Origin of the sequence: Qipengyuania nanhaisediminis, assembly GCF_045862805.1 — a bacterium.
Taxonomy (GTDB): Bacteria; Pseudomonadota; Alphaproteobacteria; order Sphingomonadales; family Sphingomonadaceae; genus Erythrobacter; species Erythrobacter nanhaisediminis_A.
In genome coordinates this window covers 1832757-1847373 of sequence record NZ_AP025760.1, presented here as the reverse complement: position 1 = coordinate 1847373, position 14617 = coordinate 1832757, and the positions used below count along the sequence as shown (strand labels likewise).

General features: G+C 64.3%; 15 protein-coding genes and 1 tRNA gene. 10 read left to right on the top strand and 6 right to left on the bottom strand.

Going from position 1 to position 14617, the window contains the following annotated elements:
• Positions 1 to 9: 9 nt before the first annotated feature.
• Both ACKTSM_RS08915 and ACKTSM_RS08910 read left to right on the top strand, forming a co-directional pair.
• Entirely contained in the window at positions 10 to 525 is a 516-nt protein-coding gene (locus tag ACKTSM_RS08915; RefSeq protein WP_407874305.1) for a DUF1178 family protein, read from the top strand.
• Positions 526 to 571: 46 nt separating this feature from the next.
• A tRNA-Arg gene (locus tag ACKTSM_RS08910) sits at positions 572 to 648 on the top strand.
• A gap of 47 nt (positions 649 to 695) precedes the next feature.
• Here ACKTSM_RS08910 and ACKTSM_RS08905 read toward each other — a convergent pair.
• A complete protein-coding gene (locus tag ACKTSM_RS08905) occupies positions 696 to 1610 on the bottom strand; it encodes a haloalkane dehalogenase (RefSeq protein WP_407874304.1) in 915 nt (304 codons plus the stop codon).
• 60 nt (positions 1611 to 1670) lie between these two features.
• The gene (locus ACKTSM_RS08900) at positions 1671 to 2534 is read right to left on the bottom strand and encodes a mechanosensitive ion channel family protein (protein ID WP_407874303.1); all 864 of its coding nucleotides are present in this window, start codon (positions 2532 to 2534) and stop codon (positions 1671 to 1673) included.
• Between the two features lie 177 nt (positions 2535 to 2711).
• Here ACKTSM_RS08900 and ACKTSM_RS08895 point away from each other — a divergent pair, with 177 nt between their 5' ends.
• Positions 2712 to 3872 (top strand): acyl-CoA dehydrogenase family protein, encoded by a 1161-nt coding sequence (locus ACKTSM_RS08895; RefSeq protein ID WP_407874302.1) that lies wholly within the window; start codon positions 2712 to 2714, stop codon positions 3870 to 3872.
• 99 nt (positions 3873 to 3971) lie between these two features.
• On the top strand, positions 3972 to 4271 hold the full coding sequence (locus ACKTSM_RS08890; RefSeq protein ID WP_407874301.1) for an FtsB family cell division protein: 300 nt from the start codon (positions 3972 to 3974) through the stop codon (positions 4269 to 4271).
• Here ACKTSM_RS08890 and ACKTSM_RS08885 read toward each other — a convergent pair.
• The gene (locus ACKTSM_RS08885; protein ID WP_407874300.1) at positions 4252 to 4446 is read right to left on the bottom strand and encodes a hypothetical protein; all 195 of its coding nucleotides are present in this window, start codon (positions 4444 to 4446) and stop codon (positions 4252 to 4254) included. The genes ACKTSM_RS08890 and ACKTSM_RS08885 overlap by 20 nt on opposite strands.
• On the opposite strand from ACKTSM_RS08885, the gene pdhA reads away from it, so the two are divergent.
• From pdhA to ACKTSM_RS08860, 5 genes are all read left to right on the top strand, one after another.
• Positions 4439 to 5536, top strand: coding sequence for a pyruvate dehydrogenase (acetyl-transferring) E1 component subunit alpha (pdhA, locus tag ACKTSM_RS08880; RefSeq protein ID WP_407874299.1), 1098 nt, complete (start codon positions 4439 to 4441; stop codon positions 5534 to 5536). The two genes, ACKTSM_RS08885 and pdhA, sit on opposite strands and share 8 nt — an antisense overlap.
• Positions 5536 to 6042, top strand: a complete 507-nt coding sequence (locus ACKTSM_RS08875; RefSeq protein ID WP_407874298.1) for a DUF6794 domain-containing protein — start codon at positions 5536 to 5538, stop codon at positions 6040 to 6042. Before pdhA ends, ACKTSM_RS08875 begins: the two co-directional genes overlap by 1 nt.
• Positions 6042 to 7442 carry a pyruvate dehydrogenase complex E1 component subunit beta gene (locus ACKTSM_RS08870; protein ID WP_407874297.1) on the top strand — a complete coding sequence of 467 codons (1401 nt, stop codon included), beginning with the start codon at positions 6042 to 6044 and terminating at the stop codon, positions 7440 to 7442. The genes ACKTSM_RS08875 and ACKTSM_RS08870 overlap by 1 nt, the downstream gene beginning before the upstream one ends.
• An 83-nt stretch (positions 7443 to 7525) precedes the next feature.
• A complete protein-coding gene (locus ACKTSM_RS08865; RefSeq protein WP_407874296.1) occupies positions 7526 to 8098 on the top strand; it encodes a hypothetical protein in 573 nt (190 codons plus the stop codon).
• A 52-nt stretch (positions 8099 to 8150) separates the two neighbouring features.
• Positions 8151 to 8615 (top strand): hypothetical protein, encoded by a 465-nt coding sequence (locus ACKTSM_RS08860; protein WP_407874295.1) that lies wholly within the window; start codon positions 8151 to 8153, stop codon positions 8613 to 8615.
• Here the strand turns inward: ACKTSM_RS08860 and trmFO are convergent.
• Positions 8612 to 9997, bottom strand: a complete 1386-nt coding sequence (trmFO, locus tag ACKTSM_RS08855; protein ID WP_407874294.1) for a methylenetetrahydrofolate--tRNA-(uracil(54)-C(5))-methyltransferase (FADH(2)-oxidizing) TrmFO — start codon at positions 9995 to 9997, stop codon at positions 8612 to 8614. The two genes, ACKTSM_RS08860 and trmFO, sit on opposite strands and share 4 nt — an antisense overlap.
• Before the next feature lie 50 nt (positions 9998 to 10047).
• Here trmFO and ACKTSM_RS08850 point away from each other — a divergent pair, with 50 nt between their 5' ends.
• Positions 10048 to 10698 carry a lysoplasmalogenase family protein gene (locus tag ACKTSM_RS08850; RefSeq protein ID WP_407874293.1) on the top strand — a complete coding sequence of 217 codons (651 nt, stop codon included), beginning with the start codon at positions 10048 to 10050 and terminating at the stop codon, positions 10696 to 10698.
• Positions 10699 to 10749: 51 nt separating this feature from the next.
• Here ACKTSM_RS08850 and ACKTSM_RS08845 read toward each other — a convergent pair whose 3' ends face one another.
• Together ACKTSM_RS08845 and gyrA are read right to left on the bottom strand one after the other, a co-directional pair.
• Positions 10750 to 11589: a TauD/TfdA dioxygenase family protein gene (locus ACKTSM_RS08845; protein WP_407874292.1), complete on the bottom strand. Its 840-nt coding sequence runs from the start codon at positions 11587 to 11589 to the stop codon at positions 10750 to 10752.
• Positions 11586 to 14387: a DNA gyrase subunit A gene (gene gyrA / locus ACKTSM_RS08840; protein WP_407874291.1), complete on the bottom strand. Its 2802-nt coding sequence runs from the start codon at positions 14385 to 14387 to the stop codon at positions 11586 to 11588. The genes ACKTSM_RS08845 and gyrA overlap by 4 nt, the downstream gene beginning before the upstream one ends.
• Positions 14388 to 14617 lie beyond the last annotated feature (230 nt).

Sequence of the window (14617 nt, the reverse complement as noted above, 5' to 3'; positions counted from 1 at the left end):
GCGCGCACCATGATCGTATTCGACCTTCATTGCGCGCACGGCCACACTTTCGAGGGCTGGTTCGGATCGTCCGCCGATTACGAAGAGCAAAGCGCGCGCGGCCTCGTCACCTGTCCCGAATGCGGCAGCGACACCGTCGGCAAGGCGCCGATGGCCCCGGCTGTCCCGGTCAAGGGCAATAGCGGCGCGCGATCGGTGCCGGCCGCGCGTGACGAGAGCGACACGGGGCCAGGCGCAGCACCCGCACCGGCCGCTTCGGCGCGCGCGCTCGCCAACACCCCGATGCCACCCGAAGTCAGCAAGGCGCTCGACGCGCTGGCCAAGGCCCAGGCCAAGGCGCTCGAGAACAGCAAGTGGGTGGGCGAGGATTTTGCCGAACAATCGCGGGCCATGCATTACGGCGAACGCGATCCCGAACCGATCCACGGCCAGGCAAGCCTCGAGGAAGCGCAATCGCTGCTCGAGGAAGGCGTGCCCGTAGCGCCGCTGCCTATACCGGTAGCACCGCCAGAAGACCTGAACTGACCGCCCGTATTGCACCGCGCGGCGTCGCTGCTATGGCGGCGCCAAGGTCCCCGTAGCTCAGTCGGATAGAGCGTCGGATTCCTAATCCGAAGGCCACAGGTTCGAATCCTGTCGGGGACACCATCACCACGACGATCCCTTCCGGCAGGGCCGGCGCGAGGGCTGCCTGGTCAGAGCATCCCGGCCTTGCGCGCGGTGGCGATCACCGCCTCGGCGAGTTCGTGCGGCCGGTCTTCCTGGCAGAAATGGCCGCACTGGCTGAGCATGGCGTGGTCCATCCCCTTGGCGCCCTTGATCCTCTTCGCAAGCGCCGGGCCCGCGCTGCCGAGCACCGGGTCATCTTCTCCGAAGACAGTAAGGAACGGGCGGTCGAACGCGGCAAGCCCTTTCCATGCCGCCTTGTTTTCTGCGACCCCGGGCTTGTCGTCCTCGACCGGGACCAGCTGCGGGAAAGCGCGCGCACCCGCTTTGCTCGGCTCGTCAGGGAAGGGCGCGTCATAGGCGGCGATCTCGGCCCGGGTGCGCTCGGTCGCGGTGGCGCGGTCGATCAGCGCGCCGATCTTGAAGTCGGGCGAGCTCTTTGCAAACTCGCGCCAGGCGAGGAAGGCAGGCGTCGCCTGGCCCCCGCCGGCGGGCAGGAAGGTGTTGCTCGCCACGACGAAGCTGAACCGCTCCGGCGCCTCGCCCACCATGCGCAGGCCCAAGAGGCCGCCCCAGTCCTGGCAGAACACGCCCGCTTCCCCGGGCACCACCGCATCGCGCCACTGGCCGAGCCAGCCCACATGGCGGGCATAGGTGTAGAAACCGATATCGTCGGGCTTGTCGCTCTTGCCGAAACCGATGAGGTCGGGCGCAAGGCAGCGCAGCCCGGCATCGACAAGCGGCGGGATCATCTTGCGGTAGAGAAAGCTCCAGCTCGGTTCGCCGTGAAGCAGCAGGACCGGCGGCCCGTCGCGCGGCCCTTCGTCCAAGTAATGCATCCGGCCCGAATGCCCTTCGCCAAGGTCGATGGTGACCCAGTGTTCGGCGAAGGGGTAATCGGGCAGGTCGGCAAAGCGCGCGGGATCGCTGGCGAGTATCTTCATGGGACGCGGCCTCTCCTTTGCCAGCTTCCTAGCACAGGGCGAGGCGGCCATGCCAAGCCGTCAGGCGCTTTCGCCCGGCCTTTCGCCCATCGGCACGCGCTCTTTGAAGGTGTGCGTGATGTAGGGGAAGGGGATCTCGATCCCGGCATCGTCGAGCCCGCGCTTGATCGCGCGCACGACCTTGTCCTTCGATTCCCAGCCATTTCGCGGGGTCGAACCCGACCACCAGCGCACGAGGAAATCGACCGAGGAGGAATTGAATTCCTGCGCGAAGACATCGATGCCCTTTTCCTCGTCGACCTCGTCGATCGCCGTCACCGCCTTGCGGATGACTTCGGCGGCGGCATCGAGATCGGTGTCGTAGGACACTCCGACCACGACATCGTGGCGGCGCATGTCCTTGTCGGTGAGGATTTCGACCGGGTTCTTGAACAGGATCGAATTGGGAACGACGGTCAGTTCGCCCGAAAGCGAGCGGACATGCGTTTCGCGCAAGGTGATGTGTTCGACCTTGCCGATGATGCCCTCGCATTCGATCACGTCACCGATGCGCATCTTTTCGCGGATCATGATCAGGACGCCCGCGAGGAAGTTCTCGAAAATGTCCTGGAAGGCAAAGCCGATTGCGACCGCGCCGATACCGAGCCCTGCGACCAGCGTCCCGACCGTGAGGCCCGGGAAAACGATAATCGCCGCGATCAGCAGGCCAAGGATCCACACCGCGAGCTTGACCAGCGTCTCGATCAATTGCCGCAGGCTCGGGCGCAGGCTGGTCTTGCCGATCATGCCGTCGGCGATCTTGACCGCGAAGCCGGCCACGATAGCGGTCACGATCAGGATGAATACGGCGATCGCGATCGAAGGCAATGTGCGCACGAATTCGTTGGCCATCGCGTTGAGCTGGTCCATCAGGGTGTTGATCATGTGGTTTGAATTTCCTCCTGTTGCGAGCGTAACGGGCCGACCGGCGCTGTTGTTCCTGTCCGATCGGTCAAGGTCAAGCGTGCAGCGGGTGCGCGGGACGCGGCAGCGGCACTGGACAGCGAGATCGGCGGCAGGCAAGCAGCGGTCTCGCAAAGCGATCAGGGGCAGGGCGCACCAATGCAATCGGGATCAGATGAACTGGACGAAATTCGCCGCGCGGTCAGGGCGCTGTGCGCGGATTTTCGCGGGGAATACTGGCGGGCAAAGGACGCGGCCCGCGAATATCCCGGCGAATTCGTCGACGCGCTGACAAAAGCGGGTTTCCTCGCCGCGCTGATCCCGGAGGAATTCGGCGGCAGCGGGCTGAGCCTTGATGCGGCCTGCGTGATCATGGAGGAAATCCAGGCGAGCGGATGCAACGGCTCGTCCGCCCATGCGCAGATGTACATCATGAATACGCTGCTGCGTTACGGGTCGCAGGAACAGAAAGCCCAATACCTGCCGAAGATCGCGCGCGGCGACCTGCGCCTGCAGGCGTTCGGCGTGTCCGAACCGGCAAGCGGGACCGACACGCTCAGCCTCAAGACCCGCGCGGTGCGCGAAGGCGACGAATACGTGATAACGGGCCAGAAGATCTGGACCAGCCGCGCCGAACATTCGGACCTCATGCTCCTGCTCGCGCGGACCACGCCGCGCGAGGAAGTGTCGAAAAAGACCGAGGGGCTCTCGATCTTCCTGCTCGACATGCGCGCCGCGCTCGACAGCGGGATGACCATCAAGCCGATCCGAACGATGATGAACCATTCGTCGTGCGAGGTGTTCTTCGACGATGTCCGCATCCCGGCAAGCGCGCTGGTTGGCGAGGAGGGGAAGGGCTTTCGCTACATCCTGTCCGGCATGAACGCCGAGCGCATCCTGATCGGCGCGGAATGTATCGGCGATGCCAAGTGGTTCATCGAAAAGGCGCGCGAATATGCCGGGAGCCGCGAGGTCTTCTCCCGCAAGATCGGCCAGAACCAGGGCGTGCAATTCCCGATTGCGCGCGCCTACGCCCAGATGCGCGCCGCCGAACTGATGGTCCATCACGCGGCGCGCGCCTATGACGCGGGCGGCAATCCGGGCGAGGAAGCCAACATGGCCAAACTTCTCGCTTCCGAGGCCAGCTGGGCGGCGGCGGACATGTGCGTCCAGACCTTTGGCGGTTTCGGCTTTGCCGAGGAATACGATGTCGAGCGCAAGTTTCGCGAGGCGCGGCTCTATACCGTTGCGCCGATATCGACGAACCTGATCCTCTCCTACCTTGCCGAGCACGTTCTCGGCCTGCCGCGCTCCTACTGAATTGGACCGGGCGGGCCCACAATTTCAGGCGCTTGATCGCATTTTGCTTGCGGCGCGGGGTTAACTATGATTCCTTGTGCGCTCACTCGAGGGATCACCATGCGCAAACCACCGCGGGAAAATGTCAGGCAGGCGCTTGCGCTCGTGCTTCTCGTCGGGCTGACGGTGGCTGCGATTGCTGGGCCGACCGGGCTGCTTGCCTGGGCAGAAAATGCCGAGGCGCTCGAACAGCGCCAGGCGCATATCGCGATGCTGACGAAGGAACGCGACGCGCTTCGCAACCGGGTCGCGCTGCTCGATCCCGAAGGCGCGGACCCTGACCTCGTGAGCGAGCTCGTGCGCTCGGATCTCGGTGTGCTCCATCCCGACGAAATCGTCATCACGCTGGACGACGAATAACCGTCACAACAAACGAAATCCGCGTTTTTAACCGAACTGGCGAAAATGTGCCGTTTCGGGCGGGTTTACGTTGCGTCAGCCGCGCCGCCGCGTCATAGGGGCGCTCGATCTTGCGCGCCGGCAGACCCTCCCGGATGCGCGTTGAAAAAACGGAAGGGACCAGCATCTTGGCCAAGAAGCCCGCAGCCAAAAAACCCGCCGCGAAGAAGGCGCCCGCAAAGCCGGCGAGCGCGTCCGACGACCTCGATTTCGTCCTCCATTCGCTGCAGGAGGAATTCGAGAAGTCCAAGCGTTTCGATGCGACCGGCGACCAGATGCTCGAATTCTACCGCCAGATGCTGCTGATCCGCCGCTTCGAGGAGAAGGCCGGCCAGCTATACGGTCTCGGCCTGATCGGCGGGTTCTGCCACCTCTATATCGGCCAGGAAGCGGTCGCGATCGGGCTGCAATCCGCGCTCGACAACGACAAGGACAGCGTGATCACCGGCTATCGCGATCACGGCCACATGCTCGCCTATGGCATCGATCCCAAGGTCATCATGGCCGAACTCACCGGCCGCGAAGCCGGCATTTCCAAGGGCAAGGGCGGCTCGATGCACATGTTCAGCACCGAGCACAAATTCTATGGCGGCCACGGCATTGTCGGCGCGCAGGTCGCGCTGGGCGGCGGGCTCGCGCTCGCGCACCAGTACCGCGACGATGGCGGCCTGTGCCTCGCCTATTTCGGCGACGGCGCGGCGAACCAGGGCCAGGTCTATGAAACCTTCAACATGGCCGCCTTGTGGAACCTGCCGATCGTCTTCGTGGTCGAAGACAACCAATATGCCATGGGCACCTCGACCAAGAGGTCTTCGGCAGAAACCCGATTCTACCGCCGCGGCACCAGCTTCCGCATTCCGGGCATGGAAGTGAACGGCATGGATGTGCTCGAAGTGCGCGCCGCTGCCGAAGTGGCCTTCAAGCATGTGCGCGACGGCAAGGGCCCGGTCCTGATGGAACTCAACACCTATCGCTATCGCGGACACTCGATGTCCGATCCCGCCAAGTACCGCACCCGCGAGGAAGTGCAGGAACAGCGCGATCACCACGATCCCATTGAACGGTTGAAGAAGACGTTGGTCGATGCCGGCCACGGTGAGGATGAATTGAAAGCCATCGACAAGGAAATTCGCAAGATCGTCGCCGAAAGTGCTGACTTTGCAGAAAATTCGCCTGAGCCTGCACCCTCCGAACTCTACACAGACGTGCTGGTGGAGGAGTATTGATGCGCCAGCTTTTTGTTGCACTCGCGCTGGGATTGCTGGCGTTTCCGGTCCAAGCTGACGATTCAAATGATCCGGTCGCCACCGCTCTGCTCGCCTGTGAGCCGCAAGATTTGGACGCCGCAGTTTCCTGTCTTGAGACACACCTCCCTGTCGATCATCTCGCAAAGTTGAGGGAGGATGGGCTAGCTTTGGATCACTTCGGCCTCGGCATGTGGATACGCAACAATTGGGGCCTATGGGCTGATGGTGCACTGGGTTCGTCCATGCGGAATCAAGGCTTTCTTCACCCAGATGATATGTCCAGCGTAATCCTTGAAAGCTTGGTGGCTCGACTTCGTGATGAAGAATACGATCTCGAAGCAAGAGTAGCTCATTATAAGAATTATTGGGATCGAGCGAACCAACGTGAGGAGGTGTCTTGCGGAGGCGAGAACCCGTCACCGTCGAGGAAATGTTTCGTCGATGGCAATGGCACATTTTACAGCGAGAAGGCGGTGAACGACTAATGGCTATCGAACTCAAGATGCCCGCATTGTCGCCGACCATGGAGGAAGGCACGCTTGCAAAGTGGCTGAAATCCGAAGGCGACACGATTGAGCCTGGTGACATCATCGCAGAGATCGAGACCGACAAGGCTACGATGGAATTCGAGGCCATCGACGAAGGCACGCTTGCCAAGATCCTCGTCGAGGAAGGCACCGAGAACGTCGCGGTCGGCACCGTGATCGCGATGCTGGCGGGCGAGGGCGAGGATGCCGGCGATGTCAGCGCGCCTGCCGCATCCGACAGCGCCGACGTGGCGGGCGCCGCGGTCGACGACGTTCCGGGCGAGGGCAAGGACGAGGGCCGCGACGAGCCGGGCGGCGTGTCCGCTCCCAAGGCCGCGCCGCGTTCTGCCGATCCCGACCTTCCCGAAGGCACCAGCTTCACCAGCACCACGGTGCGCGAGGCGTTGCGCGACGGCATGGCCGAGGAAATGCGCCGCGACGACCGCGTCTTCGTGATGGGCGAGGAAGTCGCCGAATATCAGGGCGCCTACAAAGTGACCCAGGGCCTGCTCGACGAATTCGGTCCCAAGCGCGTGATCGACACCCCGATCACCGAATATGGCTTTGCCGGGATCGGATCGGGCGCGGCGATGGGCGGTCTGCGCCCGATCGTCGAGTTCATGACCTTCAATTTCGCGATGCAGGCGATCGATCACATCGTGAACTCGGCAGCCAAGACCAATTACATGAGCGGCGGCCAGATGCGCTGCCCGATCGTGTTCCGCGGTCCCAACGGCGCGGCCAGCCGCGTCGGCGCGCAGCACTCGCAGAATTACGGGCCCTGGTATGCCAGCGTCCCGGGCCTGATCGTCATCGCGCCCTATGACAGCGCCGATGCCAAGGGGCTGATGAAGGCCGCGATCCGCACCGAGGACCCGGTCGTGTTCCTGGAAAACGAGCTGGTCTACGGCCGCAGCTTCGATGTTCCCGATGTCGACGACTACGTCCTGCCCATCGGCAAGGCGCGGATCGTGCGCGAGGGCAAGGACGCGACCATCGTGACCTATTCGATCGGTGTCGGTTTCGCGCTCGAAGCGGCAGAGGAACTCGCCTCGCAGGGCATCGAAGCCGAGGTGATCGACCTTCGCACCCTGCGCCCGCTCGACAAGGAAACCGTGCTCAAGTCGCTCGCCAAGACCAACCGGCTTGTCGTCGCCGAAGAGGGCTGGCCGACCTGCTCGATCGCGAGCGAGATCATCGCGATCTGCATGGAGGAAGGCTTCGACGATCTCGACGCGCCGGTCCTTCGCGTGTGCAACGAGGACGTTCCGCTGCCATATGCCGCGAACCTCGAAAAGCTCGCGCTGATCGATCCGCCGCGCATCGTCGAGGCGGTCAAGAAGGTCTGCTACGTCTGAGCGAGGAACCCGCCGAGAGGCTGCCCGATGAAATGCAGCTCGCGCTGGCGCACACGCCGGCCGGGCTGCGGGCGCCCTTGCGCGTGGCATTCGAACTGGACCAGCGGATCGCGCGCATCGTCGCTGCGACGAGCGAGCCGATGCTCGGCCAGATGCGGCTCGCCTGGTGGCGCGACATGCTCGGCAAGCCCGGGCACGAACGGCCCACGGGCGACGCGGTGCTCGATGCGATCGGCGTGTTCTGGCAGGGGCGCGAGGATGCTTTGGTCCGGCTCGTCGATGGCTGGGAAGTGCTGATCGCCAGCGACACGCTCAACCCGGACGAATTGGAGAAGTTCTCGCAGGCGCGCGCTGCCCCATACGCCGCTTTGTTCGATGACCGCGCGACCAAGGCCGCCGACAGGGTGCGTCTGGCCATGTCCACCTTCGCCATCGCCGACCTCGCGACCGGCCTCAGTTCGCCGGAGGAACGCGAGCGCGCCATCGCATTCGGCCTGCGTGAAAAACACTCCACCGGCGCCTTTCCGCGCGGTGCCAAGGGGCTGCGCATTCTCGAGGCGCTTGCCCTGCGCGCGCTCAAGCGGGGCGGGCGCCCATTGATGGAAGGGCGCGGCGCGGGCCTCGTCGCGGCGCGCGCGGCTTTCTTTGGGCGCTGACTACGTGTAAACCCCTAATTCTACGGCTTATCGCAGAAGGTCGGGGGATTTCATGCGTCAGACTGTCTTGGGTGTTTTCGTCGGATTGCTGCTCGCCAGCGTCGGAATGTTCTGGTGGCAGGGCCGCGCGCAGGTCGAGAGCAATGCGCCGCCTCCGCCCGAGCCCGAAGAGGTGGCCGAAGCGCCCGAGGAATTGCCCGAAATCGATCCGGGCGATCTGGTCGGTCCCGCGCCGCCCGAGGCAAGCGAGCTGACCCGCGAGGAGCGCCGGTTCTTCCGCTATGATCGCAACCGCGACCGGATCATCACCCGCAACGAAATGCTCTCGACCCGTTCGGACGCGTTTCGCAAGCTCGACAAGGACGGCAACAACCTGCTCACTTTCGAGGAATGGGCGATCACCACAGCCGAGCGCTTCGAGGGCATGGATGCCGATGGCAATCTCGAGCTGACGCCAGCCGAATTCGCCACCAGCGCCCCGTCGCGCAAGCCGCGCCGCCCCTCGTGCCGCTGCTAGGCGGGCTGCGCTTCGCGCTGCTCGGATAGCCATGCGGCCAGGTCGGCCTTGGCGCGGGTGGTATAGGCTTCCTTGCGCTGCTTCTTCTTCACTTCATGCAAGGGCGGGAACAGCCCGAAATTGACGTTCATGGGCTGGAAGGTGTCGGCCTCGGCATCGCCGGTGATATGGCTCAGCAGCGCGCCCATCGCGGTGGTCGCGGGCAGCGCTCGCCAGTCGCGGCCTGCCAGTTCTTCCGCGGTCATCAACCCTGCCACGAGGCCGATCGCCGCGCTTTCGACATAGCCTTCGCATCCTGTCACCTGGCCTGCAAAGCGGATATTCGGCGCCGCCTTCAACCGCAGCTGGCGGTCGAGCACTTGCGGCGAATTGAGGAAGGTGTTGCGATGCAGCCCACCCAGCCGTGCGAACTCGGCATTCTCCAGACCCGGAATGGTCCGGAACAGTTCGACCTGCGCGCCATATTTGAGCTTGGTCTGGAAGCCGACCATGTTCCACAAGGTGCCCAGCTTGTTGTCCTGGCGCAGCTGCACCACGGCATAGGGCCAGCGGCCCTGCGGGTGTTCCTCGCTGGTGTCATAGGGATTGTCGAGCCCGACGCCTTTCATCGGGCCGTATCGCAGCGTCTCGATCCCGCGTTCGGCCATCACCTCGATCGGCATGCAGCCGTCGAAATAGGGGGTGTCCTTTTCCCACTCCTTGAACTCGGTCTTCTCGCCCTCGATCAAGCCGCGAACGAAGGCTTCGTACTGATCCTTGGTCATCGGGCAATTGATGTAATCGCCGTCCTCGTTCGAGGCCTCGGTGCGCTTGTTCCAGCGCGACTGGATCCAGCATTTGGACATGTCGATGCTGTCGCGGTGAACGATCGGGGCGATCGCGTCGAAGAAGGCGAGCCGTTCGGAGCCGGTCGCACCGACAATGCTCGCCGCGAGCGATTGCGCGGTGAGCGGGCCGGTGGCGACGATGGTCAGGCCGGCGGCAGGCAGCGTGTCGATCCGTTCGCGCACGATGGTAACCTTGGGATGATCTCCTAGCGCTTTCTCGACCTCGGCGGAGAACACGTCGCGGTCGACCGCCATCGCACTGCCAGCGGGAACGCGCGCAACCTCGCCTGCGCGCATCACGAGCGAATCGAGCTCGCGCATTTCGTGGTGCAGCAGGCCGACAGCGTTCTTGGTGTCGTCGTCCGAACGAAAGGAATTGGAACAGACCAGTTCGGCCAGGCCATCGGTCTGGTGAGCGGGCGTCATCTCGCCGCTGCCGCGCATCTCGGACAGGCGCACGCGCGCGCCGCGCCGGGCGAGTTGCCAGGCGGCTTCGGACCCGGCGAGGCCGCCGCCGATGATGTGGACATCGTAATCTTGGGGGGTGTCGGTCATGGCGGGCGGCTTAGTTGCGTGCTAGCCGCAGGACAAGAGAGGAGGGCGAATTGCCAAAACGCGCGCTTATCGAACACCGGCCCTGGCTGCTTGCCAGCATCACCGCGGCGATCCTCTACTACTTCTTGTGGAACAACCCGATCGGCGGGGTATGGCTCATCGCGCTCAAGGGATCGACGGCGGCGCTGCTGGCCGCCTATGCCTGGCGGCGCACGCGAGGGACCGATGCCATGCTGCTGGTCGCAGTGCTGGCAATTTCGGCACTCGCCGACATGGCGATCGAGCTTAGTTTCGCGGTGGGCGGGGCGCTGTTCGCCGCCGCGCACCTGGTCGCGATCGCGCTTTACCTTAGAAACCGCCGCGAGCGCAGCGTGTGGAGCCAGCGGCTGACGGCGCTCGCCTTTCTCGTTCTTGCTCCGGCGATTGCCTGGGGTTTGAGCGGGCGCGCGGATATCGCCCTGTATGGGCTGGTGCTCGGCGCGATGGTGGGCGCGGCCTGGATCAGCCGCTTCCCGCGCTACCGGGTCGGGCTGGGCGCTGTGCTGTTCCTCGCCAGCGACTGGCTGATCTTCGGGCGGCTCGGCCCGTTCGATCTCGCGCCGATCGCCGACGTGCTCGTCTGGCCGCTCTATTATGCAGGGCAATTGATGATTGCGACCGGTGTGGTGCAGACCCTGCGCGGCGAACGTCCGCGCAGATAGCGGCTTTTGCCGGGCCGCGCCTTTCGGCCAGCGATGGTCCAGCGGTGATGGTCAGGCCGTGATGGTAGTGCGGTGCAATTCGCGCCGGTGCCCTTCATAGCCGCCGGTCGCCTTGTGCAGCACGCTGCGATTGTCCCAGATCACCAGCATGTCGCTTTCCCATTGATGGCGATAGACGAATTCGTCGCGCACCTGCCACGCGGCCAGCTCCATCAGGAGGGGGATCGCCTCGGCCTCGTCCATGCCCTCGATCCCTATAATGTATCCGAGCGTCGAGTAGATCGCCTCCTCGCCAGTTTCGGGATGCGGGCGGATCAGCTTGTGCGCCTGCACGGCATTGGCGCTTTCATCGGGGCGGATCGCCATCGACCGGTCGCTGGCCGCGTCCCTGTCGCCATAGGTGCCGTCGGGCGCATAAGCGAGCCTCGCCGAATGCAATGCGGTGAGCGAGCGCAGATACTGCTTGCGCCCCTCGGGAAGCGCGGCGAAGGCGGCGACCTGGTCAGCGAACAGCGTGTCGCCGCCGGTCGGCGGAATGTCGATGGCAAGCAGGCATGTGCCTGAGGGCGGTTGCGGCAGAAAACTCCAGTCGCTGTGCCAGTTTTCGGCAAAGAGCGGTGCCTTCTCGTCCGCCTCGCGCAGGATCGCAGCGATGTTCTGACGGCCTGCAATGGGGGCGAAGAATGGGTCCTCGCCAAATCCGCCCATGGCAATCGTGAAGCGTTCGAGCGCGTCGTCGTCCATTCGCTGGTTTGCAAAGGCGAGAACGCGGTGTTCGAGCCATGCCGCGCGGATTTCAGCGACCAGCGCATCGTCGAACGGGGCGGACAGGTCGCAGCCGGTCACCCGGGCGCCGCAGACCTGTCCGCTCGGCTCGATGCGCAGGGTCACTCGGGCGGATCCTCGCCGATATTCTCGTCCGAGTGCAGCGTGGTGTCGGGTGCGGTCTCGTCACCGCCGCCGCGGCGTTCGACCATCTCCTCGACCACGGCTTCCTCGGCCTCGTTTTCGGGCTCTTCGGTCTCGTCGATCTTGACCGCGCTCACCACCTGCTCGTTCTTGCCCACATGGAACAGGCGCACACCGGCGGTGTTGCGGCCCATGACGCGCAGGGATTCGAGCCCGATGCGGATCAGCTTGGCCTGGTCGGTGACCAGCATGAGCTGTTCGCCCGGGGCCACCACGAAGCTCGCGACGACCGGTCCATTGCGATCGATATTGTCGATATTGACCACGCCCTGTCCGCCACGCCCGATCTTGCGATATTCGTAGGAGGAGGACACCTTGCCATAGCCATTGGCGCAGACGGTGAGGATGAATTCCTCCTTGCCCTTGAGCGTCTCGTAGCGGTCGGGGGAGAGGTCGGGTTCGCCCTCCTTCTCGCCTTTCCACGGGGCAAAGCGGATATATTGCTCGCGTTCTTCAGCGGTGGTGCCGGTCGCGCCGAGCGTCGAGAGCGAAACCACCTCGTCGCCATCGGCCAGCTTCATCCCGCGAACGCCGGTCGAGGTGCGCGAGGTGAACTCGCGCACGTCCTCGGCACCGAAGCGGATCGCCTTGCCCGATTTGGAGGCCAGCATGACATCGTCGCTCGGATTGACCAGCGCAACGCCGATCAGCTTGTCCTCGCTTGCCTCGTCGAATTTCATTGCGAACTTGCCGTTCGAGGGGATGTTGGTGAAGGCATCCATCGAATTGCGGCGGACATTGCCCTTGGCGGTGGCGAAGACCACCGAGAGCGCGCCCCATTCGCTTTCGTCCTCGGGCAGCGGCAGCACGGTGCGGATCGTCTCGCCCGCGTCGAGCGCCGGCAGGAGGTTGATGATCGGCCGCCCGCGCGTTGTCGGACCGCCTTCGGGCAGTTTCCACACCTTGAGCCGATAGACCTTGCCCGCGGTCGAGAAGAACAGCACCGGGTTGTGGGTCGAGGTCACGAACATCTCCGCGATCGCGTCCTCGTCCTTGGTGCTCATCCCCGCGCGCCCCTTGCCGCCGCGATGCTGCGCGCGGAAGGTGGAGAGCGGAGTGCGCTTGATATAGCCGTCGAGCGTGACGGTGACGACCATGTCATCGCGCTCGATCAGGTCTTCATCGTCGAGCCCGTCCCAGGCCGGCGCGATCTCGGAGACGCGCGGAGTGGCATAGGTGGCGCGGATTTCCTCGAGCTCTTCGCGCATCACCGCATACAGCTTCACGCGGTCGGCGAGAATGGCGAGATATTCCTCGATATTCTTCGCAAGTTCGGCCAGCTCGTCGCCGATCTCGTCGCGGCCCAGAGCGGTAAGGCGATGAAGCCGCAGGTCGAGGATCGCCTTCACCTGGCGTTCGGACAGGCGATAGGTGCCGCCATCCTGGTCGGCGGTCGGCTCGATCGCCTCGACCAGGCGGATATATTGCGCGATGTCGCCAATCGGCCATTCCTTGGCGAGCAGGCGTTCGCGCGCGGTCGCCGGATTGGGCGCACCGCGGATGATCGCGACCACTTCGTCGAGGTTCGAAACCGCGACCACCAGGCCGAGCAAGATGTGCGCCCGGTCGCGCGCCTTGGCGAGCTCGAACTTGGTGCGCCGCGTGATGACCTCTTCGCGGAATGCGATGAAGGCCTGGATGAAATCGCGCAGCATCAGCACTTCGGGCCGGCCGCCGCGGATCGCGAGCATGTTGGCAGGGAAGCTCGCCTGGGCCGGCGTGTGCCGCCAGATCTGGTTGAGCACGACTTCGGCCGTGGCATCGCGCTTCAGGTCGATCACCACGCGCACGCCCGAACGCGAGCTTTCGTCGCGGATGTCGGTGATGCCCTCGATCCGCTTGTCCTTGGCCGCCTCGGCGATCTTTTCCACCAGGCCCGCCTTGCCGACCTGGTAGGGGATCGAGGTGAAGACGATGCTTTCTTTGTCGCCGCGGCGCGTCTCGATCTCGTGGCGGCAGCGCATCAGGATCGACCCGCGCCCGGTCGTGTAGGCCGCGCGCGCACCGCTGGTGCCGAGAATCAGCGGAGCGGTGGGGAAGTCGGGGCCGGGGATGTATTCGATCAGCTCTTCCGACGTGATCGCCGGATTGTCCATGAAGGCAAGGCACCCATCGATCACCTCGCCCAGATTGTGCGGCGGCACATTGGTCGCCATGCCGACCGCGATCCCGCCCGCGCCATTGACGAGCAGGTTGGGGAAGCGCGCGGGGAGCACCGAGGGCTCCTTCTTGCGGCCATCGTAGTTGTCGACGAAATCGATCGTGTCCTTGTCGAGATCGTCGAGCAAAGTGTCCGCCACCCGGGCGAGCCGCGCCTCGGTGTAACGCATAGAGGCGGGCGGATCGGGGTCCATCGAACCGAAATTGCCCTGGCCATCGATCAGCGGCACCCGCATCGACCAGGGCTGCGTCAGGCGCGCGAGCGCATCGTAGATCGCGCTGTCGCCGTGGGGGTGGAAATCACCCATCACGTCGCCGACGATCTTGGCGCTTTTGACGTAAGGCCGCCCGGCGACGAAATTGCCGACCTTGGAGGAATAGAGGATCCGGCGGTGGACCGGTTTGAGACCATCGCGCACGTCGGGAAGCGCGCGGCTCACGATCACGCTCATCGCGTAATCGAGATAGCTCGTCTTCATCTCGTCGACGATGTCGATGCGTTCGTAATCGCCCGAGGGAGAAGGGGCGGAAGGTTCGAGAATGGTGTTGTCGTCGCTCAAGGGGCGGCCGTTTCTTTGTTGCGTGTATGCGGGGGCTCCGCGTCGCCTTGCAATCTAGGCATTCGCGCCCCGTTTCGCCACCGATCGAGACGAACAGAGCGGGCACAAATGCGTCTTTTTCCACACTTGACCGGGCATATTACGGCCACTTGCGCGCGCGGGGGCCGGGCAGGGCGACATCTGACATATTGTTGCGCGCAGATGAACCAATCGAAAAGGCTCATTCAATC

What these genes read in the sequence shown, in the direction of transcription:
- ACKTSM_RS08860 (WP_407874295.1), top strand. Translation starts at nt 8,151, where the DNA reads ATGCGTCAGACTGTCTTGGGTGTTTTCGTCGGATTGCTGCTCGCCAGC.
- ACKTSM_RS08875 (WP_407874298.1), top strand. Translation starts at nt 5,536, where the DNA reads ATGCGCCAGCTTTTTGTTGCACTCGCGCTGGGATTGCTGGCGTTTCCG.
- trmFO (WP_407874294.1), bottom strand. Translation starts at nt 9,997, where the DNA reads ATGACCGACACCCCCCAAGATTACGATGTCCACATCATCGGCGGCGGC.
- ACKTSM_RS08890 (WP_407874301.1), top strand. Translation starts at nt 3,972, where the DNA reads ATGCGCAAACCACCGCGGGAAAATGTCAGGCAGGCGCTTGCGCTCGTG.
- ACKTSM_RS08870 (WP_407874297.1), top strand. Translation starts at nt 6,042, where the DNA reads ATGGCTATCGAACTCAAGATGCCCGCATTGTCGCCGACCATGGAGGAA.
- ACKTSM_RS08915 (WP_407874305.1), top strand. Translation starts at nt 10, where the DNA reads ATGATCGTATTCGACCTTCATTGCGCGCACGGCCACACTTTCGAGGGC.
- ACKTSM_RS08905 (WP_407874304.1), bottom strand. Translation starts at nt 1,610, where the DNA reads ATGAAGATACTCGCCAGCGATCCCGCGCGCTTTGCCGACCTGCCCGAT.
- ACKTSM_RS08895 (WP_407874302.1), top strand. Translation starts at nt 2,712, where the DNA reads ATGCAATCGGGATCAGATGAACTGGACGAAATTCGCCGCGCGGTCAGG.
- ACKTSM_RS08900 (WP_407874303.1), bottom strand. Translation starts at nt 2,534, where the DNA reads ATGATCAACACCCTGATGGACCAGCTCAACGCGATGGCCAACGAATTC.